Source organism: Bacillus sp. EU55 (assembly GCF_038005925.1).
Lineage (GTDB): Bacteria > Bacillota > Bacilli > Bacillales > Bacillaceae > Bacillus > Bacillus velezensis.
Genome location: NZ_JBBOUE010000001.1, coordinates 1031406 through 1054125 on the forward strand (window position 1 = coordinate 1031406; position 22720 = coordinate 1054125).

The 22720-nt window shown below is 47.4% G+C and carries 23 protein-coding genes; 12 read left to right on the forward strand and 11 right to left on the reverse strand.

Annotated elements, in window-relative coordinates:
• Window positions 1–31: 31 nt before the first annotated feature.
• Entirely contained in the window at window positions 32–1411 is a 1380-nt protein-coding gene (locus NYE50_RS05500) for an alkaline phosphatase (protein WP_224988493.1), read from the reverse strand.
• A 458-nt stretch (window positions 1412–1869) separates the two neighbouring features.
• On the opposite strand from NYE50_RS05500, the gene NYE50_RS05505 reads away from it, so the two are divergent.
• Window positions 1870–2694, forward strand: a complete 825-nt coding sequence (locus NYE50_RS05505; RefSeq protein WP_159353955.1) for a C40 family peptidase — start codon at window positions 1870–1872, stop codon at window positions 2692–2694.
• 68 nt (window positions 2695–2762) lie between these two features.
• On the opposite strand, the gene NYE50_RS05510 is transcribed toward NYE50_RS05505, so the two are convergent.
• On the reverse strand, window positions 2763–3638 hold the full coding sequence (locus tag NYE50_RS05510; RefSeq protein WP_159353956.1) for a LysR family transcriptional regulator: 876 nt from the start codon (window positions 3636–3638) through the stop codon (window positions 2763–2765).
• Window positions 3639–3747: 109 nt separating this feature from the next.
• On the opposite strand from NYE50_RS05510, the gene NYE50_RS05515 reads away from it, so the two are divergent.
• From NYE50_RS05515 to NYE50_RS05530, 4 genes are all read left to right on the forward strand, one after another.
• Window positions 3748–4851 carry a citrate synthase/methylcitrate synthase gene (locus tag NYE50_RS05515; protein ID WP_025649532.1) on the forward strand — a complete coding sequence of 368 codons (1104 nt, stop codon included), beginning with the start codon at window positions 3748–3750 and terminating at the stop codon, window positions 4849–4851.
• A gap of 79 nt (window positions 4852–4930) precedes the next feature.
• Window positions 4931–5800 carry an SDR family oxidoreductase gene (locus tag NYE50_RS05520; RefSeq protein WP_224988491.1) on the forward strand — a complete coding sequence of 290 codons (870 nt, stop codon included), beginning with the start codon at window positions 4931–4933 and terminating at the stop codon, window positions 5798–5800.
• 334 nt (window positions 5801–6134) lie between these two features.
• Window positions 6135–7538, forward strand: a complete 1404-nt coding sequence (locus tag NYE50_RS05525) for an amino acid permease (RefSeq protein WP_014417297.1) — start codon at window positions 6135–6137, stop codon at window positions 7536–7538.
• A 114-nt stretch (window positions 7539–7652) separates the two neighbouring features.
• Window positions 7653–9008 (forward strand): sodium-dependent transporter, encoded by a 1356-nt coding sequence (locus tag NYE50_RS05530; protein WP_014417298.1) that lies wholly within the window; start codon window positions 7653–7655, stop codon window positions 9006–9008.
• Window positions 9009–9044: 36 nt separating this feature from the next.
• Here NYE50_RS05530 and NYE50_RS05535 read toward each other — a convergent pair whose 3' ends face one another.
• Genes NYE50_RS05535 through sigM form a run of 3 tightly spaced genes read right to left on the reverse strand, consistent with a single transcriptional unit; the run spans window position 9045 to window position 10880 of the window.
• Complete coding sequence (locus NYE50_RS05535; RefSeq protein WP_003155315.1) at window positions 9045–9335, reverse strand: anti-sigma-M factor; 291 nt, start codon at window positions 9333–9335, stop codon at window positions 9045–9047.
• Complete coding sequence (locus NYE50_RS05540; RefSeq protein ID WP_087920756.1) at window positions 9323–10399, reverse strand: anti-sigma factor; 1077 nt, start codon at window positions 10397–10399, stop codon at window positions 9323–9325. The genes NYE50_RS05535 and NYE50_RS05540 overlap by 13 nt, the downstream gene beginning before the upstream one ends.
• Window positions 10389–10880 carry an RNA polymerase sigma factor SigM gene (sigM, locus tag NYE50_RS05545; protein WP_003155312.1) on the reverse strand — a complete coding sequence of 164 codons (492 nt, stop codon included), beginning with the start codon at window positions 10878–10880 and terminating at the stop codon, window positions 10389–10391. The genes NYE50_RS05540 and sigM overlap by 11 nt, the downstream gene beginning before the upstream one ends.
• 242 nt (window positions 10881–11122) lie before the next feature.
• On the opposite strand from sigM, the gene NYE50_RS05550 reads away from it, so the two are divergent.
• Window positions 11123–11722 (forward strand): lysophospholipid acyltransferase family protein, encoded by a 600-nt coding sequence (locus tag NYE50_RS05550; protein ID WP_007409265.1) that lies wholly within the window; start codon window positions 11123–11125, stop codon window positions 11720–11722.
• A gap of 45 nt (window positions 11723–11767) precedes the next feature.
• Here NYE50_RS05550 and NYE50_RS05555 read toward each other — a convergent pair whose 3' ends face one another.
• Both NYE50_RS05555 and NYE50_RS05560 read right to left on the reverse strand, forming a co-directional pair.
• Window positions 11768–13102, reverse strand: a complete 1335-nt coding sequence (locus NYE50_RS05555) for a hemolysin family protein (RefSeq protein ID WP_003155308.1) — start codon at window positions 13100–13102, stop codon at window positions 11768–11770.
• 61 nt (window positions 13103–13163) lie between these two features.
• Window positions 13164–13589, reverse strand: coding sequence for a MerR family transcriptional regulator (locus NYE50_RS05560; RefSeq protein WP_007409263.1), 426 nt, complete (start codon window positions 13587–13589; stop codon window positions 13164–13166).
• A 179-nt stretch (window positions 13590–13768) separates the two neighbouring features.
• Between NYE50_RS05560 and NYE50_RS05565 the strand changes: the two genes are divergently transcribed.
• From NYE50_RS05565 to NYE50_RS05575, 3 genes are all read left to right on the forward strand, one after another.
• On the forward strand, window positions 13769–14953 hold the full coding sequence (locus NYE50_RS05565; protein WP_146276424.1) for a pyridoxal phosphate-dependent aminotransferase: 1185 nt from the start codon (window positions 13769–13771) through the stop codon (window positions 14951–14953).
• A gap of 32 nt (window positions 14954–14985) precedes the next feature.
• On the forward strand, window positions 14986–16230 hold the full coding sequence (locus tag NYE50_RS05570) for a beta-ketoacyl synthase N-terminal-like domain-containing protein (protein WP_109566817.1): 1245 nt from the start codon (window positions 14986–14988) through the stop codon (window positions 16228–16230).
• A gap of 230 nt (window positions 16231–16460) precedes the next feature.
• Window positions 16461–17849: a hemolysin family protein gene (locus NYE50_RS05575; protein WP_138091999.1), complete on the forward strand. Its 1389-nt coding sequence runs from the start codon at window positions 16461–16463 to the stop codon at window positions 17847–17849.
• A 13-nt stretch (window positions 17850–17862) separates the two neighbouring features.
• On the opposite strand, the gene crcB is transcribed toward NYE50_RS05575, so the two are convergent.
• From crcB to NYE50_RS05590, 3 genes are read right to left on the reverse strand one after another with little or no spacing between them, the layout of a single operon-like run.
• Window positions 17863–18222: a fluoride efflux transporter CrcB gene (gene crcB, locus NYE50_RS05580; protein WP_012117180.1), complete on the reverse strand. Its 360-nt coding sequence runs from the start codon at window positions 18220–18222 to the stop codon at window positions 17863–17865.
• A complete protein-coding gene (locus NYE50_RS05585) occupies window positions 18219–18614 on the reverse strand; it encodes a fluoride efflux transporter FluC (RefSeq protein WP_060562086.1) in 396 nt (131 codons plus the stop codon). Before NYE50_RS05585 ends, crcB begins: the two co-directional genes overlap by 4 nt.
• 1 nt (window position 18615) lies before the next feature.
• A complete protein-coding gene (locus tag NYE50_RS05590) occupies window positions 18616–19332 on the reverse strand; it encodes a glycerophosphodiester phosphodiesterase (protein ID WP_224988489.1) in 717 nt (238 codons plus the stop codon).
• Between the two features lie 169 nt (window positions 19333–19501).
• Here NYE50_RS05590 and NYE50_RS05595 point away from each other — a divergent pair, with 169 nt between their 5' ends.
• The 3 genes from NYE50_RS05595 to NYE50_RS05605 all read left to right on the forward strand — a co-directional run bounded on the left by NYE50_RS05595 (window position 19502) and on the right by NYE50_RS05605 (window position 21679).
• A complete protein-coding gene (locus tag NYE50_RS05595; protein WP_003155299.1) occupies window positions 19502–19606 on the forward strand; it encodes a YhdX family protein in 105 nt (34 codons plus the stop codon).
• Window positions 19607–19768: 162 nt separating this feature from the next.
• Window positions 19769–20884 (forward strand): mechanosensitive ion channel family protein, encoded by a 1116-nt coding sequence (locus NYE50_RS05600; protein ID WP_007409256.1) that lies wholly within the window; start codon window positions 19769–19771, stop codon window positions 20882–20884.
• 63 nt (window positions 20885–20947) lie between these two features.
• Window positions 20948–21679 (forward strand): NAD-dependent protein deacylase, encoded by a 732-nt coding sequence (locus tag NYE50_RS05605; RefSeq protein WP_400127579.1) that lies wholly within the window; start codon window positions 20948–20950, stop codon window positions 21677–21679.
• A gap of 32 nt (window positions 21680–21711) precedes the next feature.
• On the opposite strand, the gene NYE50_RS05610 is transcribed toward NYE50_RS05605, so the two are convergent.
• Window positions 21712–22560 (reverse strand): polysaccharide deacetylase family protein, encoded by an 849-nt coding sequence (locus NYE50_RS05610; protein ID WP_129091272.1) that lies wholly within the window; start codon window positions 22558–22560, stop codon window positions 21712–21714.
• Window positions 22561–22720: the final 160 nt, after the last annotated feature.

A 22720-nucleotide genomic window follows, 5' to 3' on the forward strand; every position in this document is an offset into this window, starting at 1 on the left:
AAAGGATGCGGGGAAACCCCCGCATCCTTTTTTATTTTCCGTGTTTCAGGATGTGAAAGATCTTTTTGGCCTGGTCCGTGTTGTTTAAAAGCCCCGTAAATGACTCTCTTCCCGGACCGTATGCGTAAACGGGAACTTCTTCGCCCGTATGATCGCCGGTTGTCCAGCCGCTGTTGGTTTTCGCATTAAAGAGCTTAATGATCGCTTTGTAGATGCTCTTGTCAGCATCCTGTTTTGCTGCCGTTTCGATCTGTTTGATTTCAGCTTTTGACCATTTCAGGTCTGTATAACGCGCAAGCACGGAAGATACGGATTTGCCCGCTTTGATTTGGTCAGCCATAAATGCCGGGGTTTTTTTGGCGGCAAGAATCGGTTCAACATGCCAGTTTTTATCGTCATTCGCGCCGATCGTCAATCCGCCGGTGGTATGATCGGCCGTGGCAACGACAAGCGTATGTTTGTCCTTTTTGGCAAATGCGATCGCTGCTTTATACGCTTTTTCAAAATCCTTCATTTCGCTCATTGCGCCGACTATATCATTGTCATGTCCCGCCCAGTCAATTTGGCTGCCTTCGACCATTAAGAAAAACCCTTTTTTATTCTTGTTCAGCCTGTCGATCGCTGCCGTTGTCATGTCTTCTAATGAAGGGACGGCGTTTGAGCGGTCGATTGCTTTGTCGAGTCCGCCATCGGCAAACAGGCCGAGAATCTTCTTGTTACGATCCTTTTTGAGCTCCTGTTTTGATGTAACGTAGCTGTATCCCGCTTTTTTGAAATCCTTTGTTACATTGCGGTCTTTACGGATAAAGTTTGATTTGCCGCCTCCGAGGAGCACATCGACTTTCTGTTTTCCGTTGATGCGGTCATCAAAGTAGCTGCTTGCGATGTCATCCATATTTTTTCTGGATTTGTTATGGGCTCCGAATGCCGCAGGAGTGGCGTGGGCAATCTCCGAAGTTGCGACAAGTCCGGTGGATTTGCCTCTTTGTTTCGCTTCTTCGAGGACGGATTTTACCCGCTTTCCTTTTTTATCGACTCCGATCGCCGCGTTATACGTTTTCACGCCTGTGGCCATTGCCGTACCTGCCGCCGCGGAATCGGTAATATTGGAATCAGGATCGTCAGGGTAAGTCATCATCATACCGGTGAGATTGGGGTCGAATGCCGTCAGTTTCATGCCGTCTGCAGGCTTTCCTTTGTTAATGACCGAACGGTAGGCGTTCATATAGGGAGCGCCCATTCCGTCGCCGACCATGAAGATGACGTTTCTGATTTCGTTTTTGTCAGACTGTTTTTTTGCCGCAGCCTGTTCGGAGTGCTGAAGCCCCGCGCCCGCAATCAGACCGGCTGTCAGCACGGATACGGCTGCCGCCGGCAGAAGTTTTGATCGAACCTGTTTAAATAGACTCATTCTCACTCGTCCTCCTTTAATCTTGTCTGCATGTCTAATGGTAGGGGATGTTTGTAAAGAGCGCCTGTTCCTCCTGTAAATTTCAGGTGAAACATTGTTAGAAATGTAAATTCCGGTGTAACTTATGTTTTCAAGAAAGAGTGAAAACCATTCACTTTTTTGAAAAAGACGAGGATTTTTTTAACAAGGGGTTATTTGGAAAATAAACTGCTTTGTTTTTCCAAAATACGAGGATCACAGGAAAAAAACATGACAAATTGACTCATTTTTCGTCACGTTTGAAATCAAATTGAAATATTTAATACCCTTAAAAACTTTTTTTAAAAACGAATTAGTAAGAAATTTGTCACGGGAAGTCAAGTCTATTTCTAGTGGAAATTGAACCTTATAATAGGAAACAGATAAAAACTTTAAAAAAGAGACACATAAAATAGATAGAATCATTCGGGGAGGAAAACATGAAAAAGCAACTTGTTACAGCAACAACGGCAGTGGTTTTGGGGACGACTTTGTTTGCGGGCGCGGCATCTGCGCAAACGATTAAGGTAAAAAAAGGCGATACATTATGGGGACTTTCAAATCGGTACGGAACGTCAATTAATTCCATTAAATCTGAGAACAAATTAAAATCGGATATCATTTACATCGGCCAGACGCTTTCGATCAACGGTAAATCATCTTCAGGTTCAAATTCGGGCAGCAAGTCATCATCGTCTACATATAAAGTCGTAAAAGGCGACAGCCTTTGGAAAATTGCGAATAAATATAAAATGACGGTAAACCAATTAAAAAGTTTAAACGGTTTAAAAACGGACCTGATCCGCATCGGACAAGTTCTTAAAGTAAAGGGATCAACTTCCGGTTCAACGTCTTCAGGATCTTCGTCATCAAAGCAGCCTTCATCTAACCATAATGCTGCACAGACGAGCCTGAATGTAAACAAGCTGATTTCTGATGCGCAATCTTTAATCGGCACGCCGTATGTATGGGGCGGAACAACGACTTCCGGCTTTGACTGCAGCGGATTTATCTGGTACCTGTTAAACAAACAGACGAGTGTCGGCAGAACAAGCACTGCGGGATACTGGAGCTCAATGAAGAGCGTGTCCAGCCCGTCAAGAGGAGACTTCGTCTTCTTTACAACATATCAGGCCGGCCCTTCACACATGGGTGTGTACATCGGAAACAACAAGTTCATCCATGCCGGTTCTGACGGCGTCACAACAAGTGATCTGAATAACAGCTACTGGAAACCTCGCTACCTTGGCGCGAAAAGATTCTAGCAGCGATAGAAACCCGTTCATCAGAACGGGTTTTTTATTTAGACGGGACAGAGCTCCATTTGTTTCACCTAAAAATGAAAATGTGATAAAAAATCTAAAAAGGTTTTCTTTTTTTCATTTTCATAGAGGGCGATGGCGTACGTGCCCGCGCTCGGCATCTGGGCGAATTCGCACGGAATTTCAATCATGCTGCCTGCGGCGAGTTCGGCCCGTACCGCTGACAGCGGCAGAAATGAGACACCCAGCCCCTCTTTAATAAATCGTTTCGTAATATGCGTCTGTGTCACCTTCATTGTCCTGACGAAAGGGAACTGTATTCTGACCTGGCGGAGCAAATCATCCCAATAGTCAGGGTGGTTATGGGTCAAAAGCAGATATTGTCCGAACAGGTCTTTCACTTCATCCGCCTTCCCTGTTCCGGGTTTTCGGCCGGGCGGCGCGACGAGGACCACGGGGTCATTGTACAGGGGGCGGCAAGTGAGGGAAGATGATTGCACCTTTAAGCAGCTCAGTCCGATATCGGCTGAGCCGTTTCTGATTTGAGAGGCGATTTCTTCCGATTCGAAAATGGTGACCGTCATTTCGGTTTCTTTATTGTCCTCTGTATAACGCTTCATGACAGACGGGAGAACGGTGTCGGCGATAAGCGGCGAAACAGCGAGTGTCAGTGTGTGCGAGTAGCCCTGGCGCACCCTGTGCAGCTCCGCCATGCTGTTTTCATAGTCTTCCAAAAGCCTCATGGCAAACGGCACGTATGCTTTTCCTTCTTCCGTCAATTGTATTTTCCGGCCGCTTCGCTGAAACAGCTTGCAGCTGATTTCTTTCTCTAATAATTTTATATGAACGGTGACGGTCGGCTGAGATAAAAAAAGCGTTTCCGCCGTTTTTCTGAAATTCTCATATTTTGCCGCGGTGACGAAGGTGTGAAGCCATTTAAAATCCATAGATGCACTCCTCTGATTAAAAGTTTTAATTAATTCCCTTAAAAATATTCATTATTTTTTAAATATTATATTTACTATAATAACAGAAAGAGGATAAGGGGGAATGAAATTGATTTATCGTGGATTGAAAGGGATTACTTGTGCAGAAACGGCGATCAGCCACATTGACGGAGAAAAGGGGCATTTAATATATCGCGGCTATGATGCGAAGGATATCGCGCTGCAATCCAGTTTTGAAGAAGCGGCGTATCTCATTTTGAACGGGGCGCTTCCTGATGAGCGGCAATTGCTTGCGTTTCAGGAAGAACTTGCAGCCGAGCGCGGGCTTCCGAAACATTTGATCGGCTTACTGGAAACGCTTCCGGATGAAATGGACGACATGGCGGTGCTGAGAACGGCTGTTTCAGGTTTGGGCACAGATTCATTTACATATCCGCCCAAGCCGGAAGAAGCGATTAAACTGATTGCCGTCACACCGACGATTATTGCGTACAGATACCGCCGTAAACAAGGGAAGGAAGCGTTGTCACCTGAGGCGCGATACGGACACGTTGAAAACTATTTGTATATGCTGACAGGCAGGCAGCCGTCCGCAGCCCAAAAGAAAGCGCTTGAGACGTATATGATTCTGGCGATGGAGCACGGGATGAATGCATCGACTTTTTCAGCGAGAGTCACCGTTTCGACTGAATCGGACTTAGTGTCTGCCGTCACTGCCGCACTGGGTACGATGAAAGGGCCGCTGCACGGAGGCGCGCCTTCAGGCGTCACGAAAATGCTTAAAGACATCGGAGAAAAAGAAAATGCAGAAGCGTATTTGACAGCGAAGCTTATGAGGGGAGAACGCCTGATGGGCTTCGGGCACAGGGTGTACAAAACAAAAGACCCGCGGGCGGAGGCGCTGCGCATAAAGGCTGAAGAAGTGGCGGGAAATGATCCGTCGCTTGACTTGGCGCTTTATGTGGAGAAGGAAGCCATCCGCTTGTTAGAGCAATATAAGCCCGGACGGAAGCTGTATACGAATGTGGAGTTTTACGCAGCGGCTGTGATGCAGGCCATTGATGTCGACAATGATTTGTTTACGCCGACCTTTTCAGCAAGCAGAATGGCAGGCTGGTGCGCACACGTGCTTGAACAGTCCGCTGACAACATGATTTACAGGCCGTCTGCCAAATACACCGGCGCTTTTCCCGAAACGGCTCAGCAGCTTTAATCACCGGCATATTTGTCCGTTTAACTCCCTGCACTGCGTGGTATCGTCTCAGTAATACCAATTGCAGGAGTGTGAGAATATGAATCCGATGGACAGACAGACGGAAGGACAAAAGCCGCAGGTGCAAAACCGCCAGCCCGGCATTGAGTCAGACATGGAGCCGAAGCCGCTCTTGGAGGACCCGGATGTAAAAGGGTCGGGCAGATTAAAAGGAAAAGTCGCCGTCATCACGGGCGGAGACAGCGGCATCGGCGCAGCGGCTGCGATCGCTTACGCGAAGGAAGGGGCGGATCTTGCCATCCTGTACCTAGACGAACATGCCGATGCCGAGAGAACGAAAAAGCGTGCGGAAGAATACCAGGCCGAATGCCTGTTAATTCCGGGGGACGTCGGTGATGAGGCGCATTGTCAGAAGGCGGTCCGGCAAGTCTTAGATCACTACGGAAAAATAGATATTCTCGTTAATAATGCGGCTGAGCAGCATCCGCAAAACGGGATTCTTGATATTACAGCTGAACAGCTGGAGAAGACATTCCGTACAAACATGTTTTCCATGTTTCATATGACAAAAGCCGTGCTGCCTCATCTCAAAAGAGGGAGCGCCATCATTAATACAACGTCGATTACCGCTTATCAGGGAGACACATCATTGATCGACTATTCGTGCACGAAAGGCGGCATCGTTTCCTTTACTCGTTCAATGGCGATGTCATTGGCCGATCAGGGGATCAGAGTAAATGCGGTGGCCCCTGGCCCGATCTGGACCGCCCTGATTCCGGCAACGTTTACTGAAGAAAAGGTGGAAAAGCATGGTCTGGACACTCCGATGGGAAGACCGGGACAGCCTGCGGAACACGCCGGAGCTTACGTGCTTCTGGCTTCAGACGTATCTTCCTATATGACGGGGCAAACCATTCACGTAAATGGCGGCAGATTTATTTCAACATAATACGCAAGTCTTATCCCGCGCTTTTAAAAAGGGCGGGATTTTTATTTGAACGTACATATGAATACGATTTTAAAAAAAATAAAAGTCGCCAGCTGAATCACTAATGTTAATATTTCACAGTGGAAAATCCGCTGAGTTCTGTTTCATGAAAACTAAAAATAATATATAGAATTTTCAAAAAAGTTATTTTCATTTTTATATTTTTCGCTATAATATGATGTAGGAGAAAGGAATGATGTGCTGAAACATTTCATGCGAAAAATAAGAATTTAGTCATTATTGCTATTGTTATCTGAATATTCTAACATATATTGGTTTACAAGGAGTGAAGCAGATGAAGGGGAGCGTATTCAGAAAGAAAAGCATTCAGGACCTGCTTGCCGCAACGGGCGGGGAAAAGTCGCTAAAAAGAGAGTTAGGGGCCTTTGATTTGACCCTTCTGGGGATAGGGGCCATCATCGGAACGGGGATTTTTGTATTAACCGGAACAGGCGCTGTCACGGCGGGGCCGGGGCTGACCGTTTCATTTGTCATCGCCGCTCTTGCGTGTTTATTTGCGGCTCTGTCATATGCCGAATTTGCTTCAAGCGTCCCGGTTTCCGGTTCCGTCTACACGTTTACTTATGCGACACTGGGTGAACTTCTCGCGTTTATTATCGGATGGGATTTAATCTTGGAATATATGCTCGCCGTCAGCGCGGTTTCGGTCGGATGGTCCGGCTATTTTCAATCATTCTTGGCGGGCTTCGGCATTCATCTTCCGACCGCATTAACGGCCGCGCCGGGGTCAATAAAAGGCACGGTCACATTCTTTAATCTCCCCGCATTTGTTATCGTGCTTGCGATTACATTCCTCCTCTACTTAGGCATTAGGGAATCGAAGCGGGTCAATAATATTATGGTCATTTTGAAGGTTCTGGTTGTTCTATTGTTTATCGCCGTTGCGGCCGTATATGTCAAACCTCACAACTGGCAGCCGTTTATACCGATGGGGTTCGGCGGTGTTTTCAGTGCCGCGGCGCTCGTTTTCTTCTCTTTTATCGGTTTTGACGCCGTCTCTTCCGCCGCTGAAGAAACGAAAAATCCGGCGAAGGATCTGCCGAAAGGAATTATCTTTTCATTAATCGTCTGCACTGTGCTGTATGTGACCGTATCGGCGATTATGACGGGCGTCGTTCCGTTTGCCCGCTTTGAAGGCGTTGACCATCCCGTGTCTCTCGTCCTGCAGATGGCCGGACAGAATTGGGTGGCCGGGATTATTGATATCGGCGCAGTGTTGGGGATGACAACGGTGATGCTCGTCATGCTGTACGGCCAGACGAGGGTGATGTTTGCCATGTCCCGTGACGGTTTGGTGCCGGGGGCGCTTTCAAAAGTCCATCCGAAGCATAAAACGCCGCATGTGGTGACGTGGGTGTTCGGCATCCTGTCAGCATTACTCGGCTCGCTCGTCCCGCTTGATGAACTGGCGAAGCTGGTGAACATCGGCACGCTTGCCGCGTTTGTCCTGATTTCCGTGGCGGTTATCGTATTGAGAAAGAAACAGCCTGATCTGCCGAGGGCTTTTAAATGTCCGGGGGTTCCCTTTATTCCGATATTGTCCATTCTGTTCTGCGTGTTTTTGATTATTAACCTCGGCGCCACCACCATATTCCGTTTCTTTATCTGGCTGATCATCGGTCTGGTGATTTATTTCTTATATTCGAGAAAGCATTCGAAATTAAACGGGGATTTGTAAGGAGCGGCACCCGCCGCTCCTTTTTATTTTTCGGAATAATGAAACATATTGAAATGGGCTTAAGTTATCGCAGCGAATAAGGGATAATATAGGGCGGAAGGGAAGTGGAAAGTCGTGTCTGACCAAAAAAGGGTTCAATGGGCCTCAAAAATAGGATTTATTATGGCCGCTGCCGGTTCGGCGATCGGCCTGGGAGCCATTTGGAAGTTCCCTTACGTAGCGGGTACGAACGGAGGAGGCGCTTTTTTTCTTGTTTTCGTTCTCTTTACCGTGCTTTTAGGCTATCCGCTTTTGCTCGGTGAATTTATTTTCGGAAGACGGAGCCAGACAAATGCGATTGATGCCTACAAACAAGCCGCGCCGAAGTCGGTATGGCACCTCACGGGTTATGTGGGTGTGGCGGCCTGTTTTTTAGTTTTGTCTTTTTACAGTGTTGTCGGCGGGTGGATTTTGCTTTATGTGTTAAAAGCCGTTACCGGTTCTTTATCCGGGCTCACTCAGGAGCAGTACGGCACGGTGTTCGGGACAGTCATTGAAAATCCGATCCAGACTCTCGTTGCGCAGCTTGTATTTATGATCATGACGGTAGCGGTCGTCGCAAAAGGCGTGCAGAAAGGGATTGAACGTGTCAGTGCGGTGCTGATGCCGATTTTATTTGTGCTGTTTCTATTGCTTGTGCTGCGATCAGTCACGCTCGATCATGCCGTTGAGGGGATTAAATTTTTATTGGTTCCGCACTTTGAAGATTTGACGCCGGAATCCATCCTATATGCTTTAGGACAGGCGTTTTTTACATTAACGCTCGGTGTTTCGGTCATGGTGACATACAGTTCGTATCTGCCGAAAACCCAAAATCTTCCGGGTTCGGCGGGTTCCATTGTTATGATGAATGTACTCGTTACGCTGTTTGCGGGACTGGCCATTTTCCCGGCGGTTTTTTCGTTCGGCTTTAAACCGGATGAAGGGCCTACACTGCTGTTTACCGTGCTGCCGGCTGTGTTTGACCGGCTGCCGTTCGGCTCGCTGTTTTTTATCAGCTTTCTGGCGGTCTTTTTCTTCGCCGCGCTGACTTCGGCCTTTTCGATGGTGGAAATTATCGTGGCGACTGTGGGGAAAGGTGATGAAACGAAAAGAAAGAAGCTGTCGTGGACAAGCGGTCTGCTCATTTTCTTAGTCGGAATTCCGTCCTGTTTATCATACGGTGTTCTCGGTGATGTTCATTTGTTCGGAAAAACGTTTTTTGATCTTGCGGATTTCACCGTCAGCAATGTGCTGATTCCGCTCGGCGCTTTATTAATATCAATCTTCGTCCCGCTGAAAATACCGAAGCAGGAGCTGTTTGCCGAGATGAAAAGCGGTTCCGCCATCGGCTATCGTTTCTTTCAGGTGTGGTATTTCCTTCTGAAATATCTCGTGCCGCTGGCTATCATCGTCGTATTGCTGCATTTAATCGGCGTTCTTTCATTTTAAAAAAACAGGCCCCCGTAAAAGGGCCTGTTTTTATGTTTAAAAACCGAATTGCAGATTCGTATCAACCGCAACGATCGTATATACACAGACAATGACGAACAGATTGAGAATGACACCGAGCAGTCCCGGGCCCGTCCGTCCTTTTTTAATAAACAGCTCAATGATGCCGAACGGCACGGCGGCCATCGCAAACGGCAGCATCTGATAAGAATAGAAAGTCACATTGCTGATGATTGCCACGTTCAAAAGCAGCAGCGACAAAATCGCGGTACCGACTGATATCCAGCCGAAAACATTATGCTCTTTAAAAATTCTTACCAATTCCATAATTCCACCTCACCGATGTTTGCTGCTTTTACTGTTTTGTTTTTCAGCAGACGTTCGATTTCTTTTGTCGGCCCCGTCACGACAGAGCCGTATACGTTCATTCCGTGATGTTCAACATAGTCGATTCGGCTGCCAAGATTCATGTCTTTTCGTTTCGATATTGCATGCGCCCATTTTTTATGGCGGGACATAAATTCAAGGGCATTGATAAATTGTTCACGGTCTGTCTGTCCTTGCGTTTCGAAAGAGGACACCATCTTAGAATCTTTCCCGGGAAATCCTAACGGCTCGGCATAAGGACTGTCTTTCAGATTTTTCTCCGTTTCGACCGCATTCCATAAAAACTTCACATCGTATTTTTTAAAAGTTGAATATACTTGAGAAGAAGGGTAGGCCCGGTCATAAGAAAGATAGACCTCCGCCACGCTTCCTTCAGGCAATTTTTTTAATGTCTGACCGGCTTTTTCAATCGTGCGTTCCTTTAAGCCGGAAGGATGGGCGAAATAATGCTTTGCCTGTGCCGCGTCTAGATCATAGTAGTTAACGGCAGGTGATTTGACCGTATCTAAAAACATTTCAATCCGTTCTCCGCCGACGGATTTCGTTTTTGTGCCGATCTGCTTTTGCAGCGGAAATTCCGTATTCATTCCAAACAGCTTCACCTGGCTTTTCAGTCCGGAGGTATCGACGAGGACGTTCGGCATTGTGGTCGCCACCGTCACTGCCGCGGTCTCCATTAATTGATTGCCGGTGCTTTCCTTTCCTCCCAGACCGTAATAGAGGTAGCTTCCCAAAGTGCAAAGCGGCAAAATCATCAAAGTGGAGATGACGGCGAGAACTGAAATCCGCAAATACGATTTGCGTTTTCCGTATGATAAAATGGCCTTCTGTTTTTCCGGGCTGATGCCGACGTCCCATTCCCGGTCGTCCTGCATTTCGCTTTCAATCAACTCCTGATAGACTTCCAGCTTTTCCAGCTCTTCTTCAAAGGCGGCCATTTCCCGGTCGCTCATTTCTCCATTTTTGTATTGGTAAAAACGCTTTTTAAATTCTTCATTCATCATTAACACCTCTATTATAAAGTGCTTTCAGCCGCTGTCTGGCACGAAATAAAACACTTTTAAAATTAGCCTCTGAAATATTCATAATATGGGATGCTTCTTTGTAATTCAGTTCTTTTAAATAATACAGTGTTAAGGCCTCCCGATAATTGTCGGGAAGTTCGGACATATACCCTGTCAGCACTTCCTTGATTTCAATCTGATGAGCCGGGCTTTGAACAGCCGTCTGAAAAAGGCTCCCAATTAAGTCATCGGAAATGGTCACTTCCTTTTTATGTTTTCTGACATAATCTATAAACGCATTTCTCGCCACTTGAAAAAGCCATGGCTTTACTTTGCTGTGGTCGTAGGAGTGAATGTGTATGTATGCCCTCATAAAGGTTTCCTGCAGCAAATCTTCAGCGAGATGCTTGTCTTTTGTCATGGAGAGCAGGAACCGGTAAACATCATTCATATACATTTGGTAAATTTCATCGATCGTCACTGCCTTTTCTCCCCTCTATGTTATACACGCATAAGAAAGGTTTAAAGTTGCACGTTCCATGCAAACGGCTTAAATTCATTTTCACCTCATCAAACACCATTTCTCTATAGTACCCAAAATCCGTCATAAAAGATAGAGATCGGCGGAGGAAAAATATAATTATTAGTACCAGGTAATAAAAAATATTGTTATAATAGAGAGAGAGAGAACACTTTTGATCATTACAACAAAGGAAGTGCGTTATGTATAAGTTTTGTGCAAATGCCATCAAATGCATTCTATCCCTGCGCGGAGGAGTGAAAGTGTACAATAAAGAGAATCTTCCGTCTGATAAAGGATTCGTTATCGCGTGCACGCATGCGGGCTGGGTGGACGTCCTAACGCTCGGTGTCGGGATATTGCCCCATCAGATTCATTATATGGCGAAAAAAGAGCTGTTTCAGAAAAAGTGGATCGGACGTTTTTTGAAGAAGATTCACGCGTTCCCGGTTGACCGTGAAAATCCGGGCCCGAGCAGCATTAAAACGCCGATTAAGCTTCTGAAGGAAGGAAAGATTGTCGGGATTTTTCCGAGCGGCACGAGAACATCAGAAGACGTCCCGCTGAAAAGAGGGGCCGTGACCATCGCCCAAATGGGAAAAGCGCCGCTCGTTCCGGCCGCATATAAAGGGCCGTCTACGGGTAAAGCGCTGTTTAAAAAGGGAAAAATGCGGCTTATCATCGGCGAGCCGATTTTTTTGGAGGACTTTTCCGATCTTGCGCCGAAGGAGAGGCTTGCGGCCATGACAGAAGAGCTGAATGCCAGAATTAAAGAGCTTGAGAAAAAACTTGAACAATTGTAAATGAAAAAAAGCTTGCCGTCTGTATCAGACGCGCAAGCTTTTTTGTTATGCTTCTTTTTGTTCGGCGGTTTCCAGCAGTTCATCAAACGCCAGTTTTTTCACTTCGATATATGCGACGTGGTGGCCGTCAATTTCATTAATGATAAATTCACAGCCTTCTTCGATAATCGAGTCGTATTGTTCGACGTCGTATTTCTGGGTAAGGAACCAGCCGCCGATGGTGTCGACCTCGTCATTTTCCAAATGGATGCCGAGGAGTTCGTTCACTTGATCAATCAGGACCTTGCCGTCAAGCATGTAATGGCCGTCGCCGAGTTTGCGGATTTCGTTGATTTCATCGATATCAAATTCATCACGGATTTCCCCGACGATTTCTTCAATAATGTCTTCAACGGTGACAAGCCCCGCGGTGCCGCCGTATTCATCCGACAGAATCGCCATATGAACCCGTTCCTTCTGCATTTTTACAAGCAGATCGTGAATCGGTGCCGACTCAATCACATGGATGATCGGATTGACAAAATCGGTAATCGGCGAGTCGACTGATACTTCGCCGCTTATGCAGGCGGTCAGCACTTCTTTAATGTTAATAACGCCGATAATATTATCTTTGTCACCCTCTTCGACAGGGTACCGGGTATATTTTTCAATCTGAATGATGTCCATCATTTCAGAGATTTTGATATCATGCGGCAGACTGACGATTTCCGTACGCGGAATCATGATTTCTTTTGCAAGTCTGTCGTCAAATTCAAAGATTTTGTTCACATATTTAAATTCAGACTGGTTGATTTCACCGCTTTTATAGCTTTCCGATAAAATAATGCGCAGCTCTTCTTCAGAGTGGGCAAGCTCATTTTCAGACACCGTCTCCAGACCGAACGTCTTCGTTAAAAGACGGGCGGAGTTGTTCAGAAGCCAGATAAACGGGAACATGATGCGGTAAAACCAAATGAGCGGTTTCGAAAACAGCATTGAAACGGCTTCCGCTTTCTGGATGGCGACTGTTTTCGGCGCCAATTCTCCCACGACCACGTGTAAGAATGTAATGATCGCATAGGCGAGAATAAATGAAATAATATGCGATAATGAGCTTGGTACGTTTATCTTTGTGAAAAGCGGATGAAGCAAGCGTTCAATCGTTGATTCGCCTAAGACACCAAGACCGATGGAAGTCAATGTTATGCCGAGCTGGCACGCCGATAAATACTCATCTAAATGCGTGGTCACTTTTTTGACACCGATTGCGGCTTTATTTCCTTCTGCTATAAGCTGGTCAACCCGTGAGCCTCTGATTCTGATTATCGCAAACTCAGATGCTACGAAAAATGCCGTCAGCGCGATTAAAACCGCGACTAAAATCAAATTCACAATGTCCAATTAGAACCTTCACTCCTTTTGGGAAGATGAAGGTAACACCTCCTGTTAGTAAGATAATGGTTTAACTTAACAGCAGCATAAATGATTGAAGCACTGCAAGCTTTTCAGGAGCCAGCCTTTTTTTCAGCTGGGCGCGCTCCTCTGGTTCAAGCTTTTCAAACCGATTCAAGATCACGGAGATGTTTTGATTCATGTGATCAATTTCCGATGCCAGATTTCCAATATCGTCAGGCAGGGCTGAAGAGGGAAACTGGTTCTCCAGTCGATCTTTTATATCAGACAGGGCCAATCGCTGCTTTTTACAAGCGACTATAAACTTTAACCGATTAAGTGCAAGTGTATCGTAGTAACGATAGTTCGAACAAGACCTGTCAGGCTTTAAAAGCCCGAGGTTTGTGTAGTAATCCACCGTGCGTTTCGTTACACCGGCAAGCTCTGCTAATTCACTGATGCGATAAGTCTCAGCCCCATCTAAATCCCTCCCCAACCATCACGTTATAGTTATGAGAATAGTTTAATATATGAAGGGGAGTTTGCACAAGTTTATTGTTTTCCGTCTTTCTCCTGAAACGGCGCGGCAGGCTGTCTGAAAAAGCGTTGACTGCGCCAGGTAAATCTTTCATAATCATTGTAAATAGAAACGGCAGAAAAAGACAGAAGGGACAGATGACAGTGGCCGGTTTATCAAGGGAAGTGACACAGAATCTGGAGAAAGGTTCATGGATACGCAAACTATTTGATGAAGGCGCTCGGCTGAAAAAAGAGTTCGGCGCCGATAAGGTGTTTGACTTTTCGATAGGAAATCCGGTTGCGGAGCCGCCTGAAACATTTAAAAAGGCGCTATGCGAAGCGGCTGAAACAGGACGGCACGGATACATACAAAACCAAGGGCTTCCGGAGGCGAGAGAAAAGGTTGCCCGCTTTTTGTCAGAGCGGTTTCAGACAGAAATTTCCGCCAGGCATACAGTTATGACGGTCGGAGCCGGCGGGGCGCTGAATGTCGCGCTGAAGAGCATTTTAAACCCGGAGGAAGAAGTCATCCTTCTTTCGCCTTATTTTGCGGAATATAAAGCGTATGTTGAAAATTACCGCGGCAGACCCGTCATCTGCCCGCTGACTGACTCATTTGAGATTGATATTGAAGCGGTTAAAGGTGCGATCACCCCCCGTACGAAAGGACTGATCGTCAATACGCCGCATAATCCGACGGGGACTGTGCTCAGCCAGAAAAACCTTAACGAATTGGGCGCCTTATTAAAAGAAGCCGAAGAGCGGAACGGCCAAAGCATATTTATTTTATTTGATGAACCGTACAGCCAGCTGATTTACGGAGAAGAGCAGGCGAATCCGTTTCAGGCGTATCACCGCGTGATTTTAGTCAGTTCGTTCAGTAAAGATCTCGGCATTGCGGGGGAAAGGCTCGGGTATATCGCGGCGGACGCCCAAATGCCTGAGGGCGATCTTCTGACGGATGCGTTCGTTTTCTGCAACCGGACGCTCGGCTTTGTGAACGCTCCGGTCATGATGCAGCGCGCCGTGGCGAAAATGGATGATCTTTCGATTGACGCTGAACCTTACAGAAAGCGGAGAGACCTTATGGTGGACATCCTCACAGAAGCCGGCTTCGAATTTGAAATGCCGAAAGGAGGCTTTTTCGTCTTTCCGAAATCACCGATTGAAGACGAGGTGGCGTTCTGCATGCATGCCGCACAGAAATACAAACTATTGATCGTACCCGGCAGCGGATTTGGAAAAAGCGGCTATTTCCGATTATCTTTCAGCGTGCCTTCGGAACAGATCAGACATTCGCGCGATATTTTCAAAGCACTGTATCAAGATTTTTCTTCATAGCTTCCAATACATAAAGATGGGAGAACGGACACATGTCGAGGAGAAATAATGGCACGTCAGACATCAGCATTACAGGAATCGGAGTCTTAACCGCGGTCGGACAAGGCAAGGAGGCGTTTCTCGCTGCGCTCATGGAGGGGCGGCACGCCTTTGATGTGATGAAACGCCCCGGCCGGCAGAAAGGCAGTTCGTTTATCGGCGCGGAGCTTAGCGAATTAACGCCGCCGGACGCGCTGTCGAAGCGCTTGTACCGAAGGGCCGCATTATCAGGAAAGACGGCGCTTATCGCTTTATATGAAGCGTGGCATGACGCTCAATTAGACGGCGCTGATCACAGCCGCACCGGTCTGATCATCGGCGGGTCGAATATGACGCAGCGCGAATTGCTGCAGGCCTTTGAGAAAAACGGTGAAACGCCGCAATTTGTAAATCCGACATACGGGCTTTCTTTTATGGATAGTGATTTGTCGGGGCTTTGCACGGAGCAATTCGGGATAAAAGGGCCGGCCTTTACGGTCGGCGGCGCGTCGGCAAGCGGCCAGGCGGCGGTTATCCAGGCTGCTCAAGGAATCATAGGAGGCCTGTTTGACCGGTGCATCGTGATCGGGGCGCTGGCCGATCTGTCGTACATGGAGTGTCACGCTCTCCGTTCTTTGGGAGCGATGGGCACTGATACATACGCTGAACGGCCTGGAGCCGCCTGCCGCCCGTTTGACCGGCATACGGACGGGTTTATATTCGGAGAGGCGTGCGGGGCGATTGTGCTGGAACGCGCTGAATCTGCCGAAGAGAGGGGCGCACGATCGTGGGCCGGCTTAAAGGGCTGGGGGATGGCTTCCGATGCGAACCGCAACCCGAATCCTTCAGCAGAGGGCGAAATGACGGTGATCCGCCAGGCGCTGGAGCGGGCCGGTCTTTCAGCGAAAGAGATCGATTACATCAACCCGCACGGCACTGGTTCGCCGATCGGAGATAAGACTGAATGCCGGGCGCTTTCTGAAAGCGGCCTGTCGCACGCGCGGATTAATGCGACAAAATCGATTACCGGACACGGTCTGAGTGCGGCCGGAACGGTGGAAATCATTGCTGTTCTCTTGCAAATGCGGGAAAACAAGCTTCATCCGATCCGAAACTTAACGGAGCCGATTGACGATTCATTTCAGTGGGTGACCGACGGGCCGAGCGCCCATACCGTACACCATGCGTTAAGCTTAAGCATGGGATTCGGGGGGATTAATACGGCGCTTTGTTTAGAAAATCATTTCCGAAGCAGATAACGGCAGCCTTCTTTTTGAAGGCTGTTTTTTATATGATAAAAAATCTGAAAATGATGAAAGAATGGAGTTGTGATACAATAAACTATACAAATGACAATCATGCTTTGACTTAGGAGGTGGCAGGATGGGGCCCTCTGTGTAGTCAATCACCCATTTCGTTCCTCTCGCTTAAGAAAAAACGATGAAATCAGGAGGTGACGTCCTTATCCTTTAATTCGGGATAAGGTGAAATGGACGATATTGACAGTTTGATTTTAATCGGTGTGCTCATTGCGTTAACGGCATTTTTCGTGGCGAGTGAATTTGCGATCGTCAGAGTGAGAAGATCCAGAATCGATCAGCTCATTTCAGAAGGGAACAGACGGGCGGTGCTCGCAAAGCGTATCATTACGGATCTTGATGAGTATTTATCCGCCTCGCAGCTTGGCATTACACTCACATCCATCGGGCTCGGCGTACTGGGAGAGCCTGCATTTGAACGGATGCTTCATCCTTTGTTTCAGGGCATGGGGCTGCCGGATTCTGCTGAGCATGTGATTGCTTTTGCTGCGGCGTACGGGCTGATTACGTTTCTGCATGTCGTCGTCGGTGAGCTTGCGCCTAAAACGGTTGCGATTCAAAAAGCGGAAAAGCTGACGTTATGGATTGCCGGACCGCTTCGGTTATTTTACGTGTTCATGTTCCCGTTTATTTGGGTGCTGAACGGCTCCGCGAGAATTCTGACCGGTTTGGCCGGATTAAAGCCGGCATCTGAGCATGAAGGCTCCCACTCTGAAGAAGAGCTGCGGATCCTGCTGTCAGAAAGTTTAAAAAACGGAGAAATCAATCCGTCTGAATATACATTTGTGAATAAAATTTTTGATTTTGATAATCGGATCGCCAAGGAAATCATGATCCCGAGAAAAGAAATCGCGGCTGTTTCCACTGATATGGACGTGCCGGAAATGCTTGATATGATGCTGAAAGACAAATATACGCGCTGGCCCGTAACGGACGGGGACAAAGACAGTGTCATCGGCATGATCAATACGAAGCATCTCTTTTCAGATCTGCTGTTTATGACAGAAGATGAAAAAGCGGAGGTATCCATCACGTCTTACGTCCGCCCGGTGATTGAAGTCATCGAGACGATCCCGATACACGACCTGCTGATAAAAATGCAGAGAGAACGGATTCATTTGGCGATATTGTCTGATGAATACGGCGGAACGTCCGGTCTTGTGACGACCGAAGACATCCTTGAAGAAATCGTCGGCGATATCAGAGACGAATTTGATGAGGACGAACAGCCGCAGATTCAAAAGCTGTCCGAACGCCATTATGTGCTGGACGGAAAGGTTCGGATTGATCAGGTGAATCATCTTCTCGGCGCAGGGATTGAAGAGGAAGTCGACACGATCGGCGGTCTTGTGCTGAAACGGAATATTGACATCCGTTCGGGTGAGTCGATACAAATCGGGGGATACACTGCCCTCATATTAGAAATGGACGGCCGGTTTATTAAACAGCTTGAACTCAAAGAAGAACAGGGCCGCCCGGGCGGTCAGGGAACAATAAACCGCCAGCTGCCCGTGCCTGAAACGGTCATGCTTCATAACGCAACCTTGAGCGAAAAATAAGCTCAAGGTTTTTTTAAATGGATATCATAACAAAGCCGCACCAGAACGCCAAAAGGCTTCCGGCTGCTGAAACAGCGATGTAGAGCAGGCTTTCCTTTATGCGGTTGTTCATCATCAGCTGCACGGCTTCAATACTGAACGTGGAAAAGGTCGTAAACGCACCGAAAAAGCCCGTCGCGATGATGATGCCGGCGGAAGGATTATCCAGACCCAGGCCGGTGAACATGCCGAGGCCGAAGGAGCCGAGCAGGTTGACCGCAGCCATTCCAAGCGGCATCGGAAAACCTTTTGTTCTTTCTGAAATTGTTTTACCCAGCAGAGACCGTAATACTGCTCCGATACCCGCTGCGATAAGCATCAGGACAATCGTCATGGCGTATCATGCCCCCTTCCCGCTGCGTGAAGGGCAATCCGCCGTCCCCAGAAAATGCCGGCACATGCAAGGGTAATGCCAGAGACTAATGTCGCGGCAAAATAACAAAAAGCCGCTGCGGGAGACGATTGCAGCAGAAAAATGGTTTCTTTTGCGAAGGTTGACATCGTCGTGAAACCTCCGCAAAAACCGGTTCCTAAAAAGGCGGTCAAAAGAGGGCGTTTAGCCCGAATGATGAAGTAACCCGTAATAAGACCGAGTAAAAGGCTTCCCGCCGCGTTTTCGAGGAAAGTGGCCGCCGGGAAAGAACCGCTGTGAATGTGCGCGCTCATTTCAAAGCGGAGCAATGCGCCAAGCGCGCCTCCGATAAAAATTGCGATGTATTGTTTCATATCAGCCATCCTTAGAAATAAAATCCGGAAAATCAGTTACAATGCCGTCAACTGCCATCATTTGCAGTTTTTCGGCCGTCTTTTGATTTCTGACCGTCCAGGCAAATACTTTCAGGCCGTGTCTGTGAGCGGTGGAAATCAAGAACCGATTCAGGCGGGTATATTTAATATTGACATAATTTACGGCTGATTTGTAGGCGGCCAGCTGGCTTTTGGAAAACATCCCGAAGCTGGGTCTTGCAATAATTGCAGTCGGAACGGACGGATACATGCCGTGAAAGGTCTGAATTGACTTGAGGCTGAATGATTGAACGATAGGGTGGATGGAAAAGGAAAACCTGCTTAACAGCCGGCCGACTGCTTTTTCAAGACCGACTTGAGAAACGTGCCCCTTCAGTTCAATTAAAAATCCGATTTTAGAATGATAACGCTTCAAGACCTCTTCGAGCAGGGGAATCCGCTCCCCTTTAAACTCAGCCCCATACCAGCTGCCGGCGTCCAGAGACTGCAGCTTCTTCAGCGTAAAATCTTTTACAAAACCGGAGCCGTCCGTCGTCCGGTCGACTTTGTCATCATGGATGACGACAATCTGGCCGTCTTTTGTGAGCTGGACGTCAAGCTCAATGAAATCAGCGTTCATTTCGGCAGCGATATCAAATGCCGCAAATGTATTTTCGGGCGCGTAACCGGATGCGCCGCGATGAGCGATGGTATACAAGCTTGTCAGCTCCCCTCATGGGCATTTCTGTTATTATATCAGATTCGTATATGCACAGCGATTCAAACTGGTGAATGTGCGAAACAGTATTTTTTTGGAATAAAGATAGTGCTTTTTTCGGTTTACAATCCGCAGTGATGAATTATAATGGCAAAAAGGAGGCGAGATCATGGGAAAAGGGAGATTGAAAGTGGAAGAAAGAATTAAGGCCGAAACCGATGCTGAAATCCAAAAAGCGACTCTCCTGAAACAGACACAATCAAAGAAGAAATAGTGCCTGACCCTGTTGTATCTGGCTGAAAGATGAACGAATGTGTGAAAACCCCGGCTGTGTTCTGATGCCGGGGTTTTTCAGGCTGCCTAAAGACATTAAAAGAAGCTGATGTCCGAATGTTTTAGTATAATAGATTTTCGACAAGACAAAGGAGCATATGCCATGATGACACAATTTCAGAGCTTTTTTACTCTTGATCATATTTTGCAGATCAGTATCAGCATCGGAATTTTAGCGGCTTTTCTCGTTTTGAGAAAACTGTTTGTCAAATACTTTTTTCAGCTCATTTACAAATTGGCGAACAAGCCGAAAACCGACATATTCAAACAGATTGCCGTAGCGTTTGACAAGCCGGCCAGATGGTTTTTCGTGGCGCTGGGTCTGTTTTTGGCGATTGAGTATTCGCCGTTTTTAGACGGGCAGATGGACATTGTCAAAAAATTGTACCGCTCTCTGATCGTTGCGCTGATCGCCTGGGGGCTTTGCAATCTGACATCGGCGTCTTCGTTTTTATTTCATAAAGTCAATCAGCGCTTTGAGCTTGATATGGATGACATTTTGGCGCCGTTTTTATCCAAGGTGCTGCGCTTTGTCATTCTCGCGCTCAGCGTCAGTGTGATCGCGCAGGAATTCAATTATGATGTAAACGGGTTCGTGGCCGGACTCGGACTTGGCGGATTGGCCTTCGCGCTTGCGGCTAAAGATACGATCAGCAATTTTTTCGGCGGCATTATCATCATTACGGAAAAGCCGTTTACGATCGGCGACTGGGTCGAGACGTCATCTGTGACGGGGGGCGTTGAAGATATCACATTCCGAAGCACAAGGTTCCGGACGGCGCAGGGGGCGCTTGTTACCGTACCCAATTCAACGCTGTCCATGGAAGCCATCACAAACTGGACGAGGATGACGAAGCGCCAGGTCACGTTTTCCGTTCGTGTTTCTTATGCGACGCCGATTGATCGTTTAGAGCGGTGCATCACAAGGCTCAGAGAAATGCTTCGTGAACATGAAGGCGTGCATGATGATACGATTATGGTTAACTTTGACGTGTTTGCGGACAGCTATTATAATCTGTTTTTCAACTTTTACACAAAGACCATCGTCTGGGCGGAAAGCCTGGACGTGCGGCAGGATATCAACCGCCGGATTATTGATATTTTTGCTGAGGAAGGCGTGGAGTTCGCCTATCCGGGCCAGAATGTATTCGTAAAACAGAAAAGCCACGATGATCCGGTTCATGTGAAGGATCATTCCGGAGAAAAAGAACGGGCATAACAGGCGCCGTTCTTTTTTCATGATATGATAAAAAGAAAAGGCGGTGGAAGAGTGGAAGCGTTTATGACATTGATCAATCAGGCGGAACGTATCGTGGTGCTGACGGGAGCGGGAATGAGCACGGAATCCGGCATTCCTGATTTTCGTTCGGCGGGCGGTATATGGACCGAGGACATCTCCAGAATGGAAGCGATGAGCAGGGAATCCTTTGAACGCCGTCCGCGTGAATTCTGGCCTAAATTCAAACGGCTCTTTCAGATGAAAATGAGCGGAAGCTATGAACCGAATGCCGGCCATACGTATTTGGCGGATCTTGAAAAGCGGGGAAAGCAGGTAGACATTTTCACGCAGAATATTGACGGGCTGCATAAGAAAGCGGGAAGCAGCAGTGTCTATGAGCTTCACGGTTCAATTCAGACCGCCGCATGCCCCCGCTGCGGAGCGCGCTACGGGCTTTCTCATCTGCTGAAGGACGAAGTGCCGGAATGTACGGCGGAAATCGGTGATCATGCGGTATGCGGCACCGTATTAAAAACGGATGTCGTGCTGTTCGGCGATCTCGTTCAGCATTTTGAAACCCTTTATGAAAAGCTTGATAAAGCTGATCTTCTTCTTGTGATCGGCACTTCGCTTGAAGTGGCGCCGGCAAGGTTTGTCCCTGAGGATGCGGGCCGGATTCCCGGTTTGAAGCAGGTGATCATTAACCTTGAGCCGACATATTGCGACTATTTATTTGATCTTGTCATCCATGAGAAGATCGGTGAATTTGCAAAACGGATCAGCGCCGCGACATAAAAAAGCCGGATCATATACAGATCCGGCTTTTCTTATTCATGGACGGGAATCATTTGATCCGTCAGAACATCAAAGGAGTAGCCCTGGGCTTTCAGTTTTTGGATCAGGCTAGGCAAAGCGTGCACCGTCGCAGGCAGATCGTGCATTAAAATGACATGCGGCCTGCTCGTATGAACGCTTTCCAAATATGCGAGCTGATTCAATACTTCCGGCACGTACCGTGCGTTTTTGTACTTCCAGTCTTCACTGTCTATCGTCCAGTCCCAGTACACGAATCCGCCTTTTTCGAGATTCTTAATCTGGGCAGCCGTCAATGACGGTTTACTGCCGTATGGCGTGCGGACAAGATCCGTTTTTACTCCGGTGATTGCCTCGAGCGTATCGCGTCCCTGCTGCATTTCGTTCAGCGGTGATGTCGGTGTTTGATAAAACAGGTGATTATCGTGCGTCACGCCGTGCAGGCCGAGCGCGATTCCTTCCTGCTTCGCTCTTTGCACGGAATGCTTATAGGCTTTCATCCGCGGTTCAAGCATAAAAAAAGTGGCCTTTGCGCCATTTGCCTTCAATACATTCAACAGCTGTTCAGTATATGGAGACGGCCCGTCGTCGAAGGTTAAATATACCGTTTTTTTCCCTGGGTCACGCTCTCTCTGCAAATGTTTCATTAAGACGTCGGGAGAATCATTTTTCAGCCGCAGGCTTTCTGCTTCATCCCGAAGCTGCCCGTTTGCGGTCACGGTGACCTGTTTGTTTTTTGCGGCGGAAGCGGAATATCCCATTATGACGATTACCAGAAGCAGTCCGCACAAAACTGCTAAACTCGTAAGTTTAAAAGCCAATGAAAACAGAGAAGGGGAAGCACCTTCTTTTGTGTTGCGCATAACAATCTCTCCAGTAGCATAAGTTTCTGCATAATGCCGATAACAGCGGAGGCTTGCGAAGTGCCATAAGTTAACAGCATATGTATGTCAAATCAAGTATACAGGAACAAAACTGGAAAAGACATAGAAAAGATGTCGAATAATAAGATTTTAAGAAAAA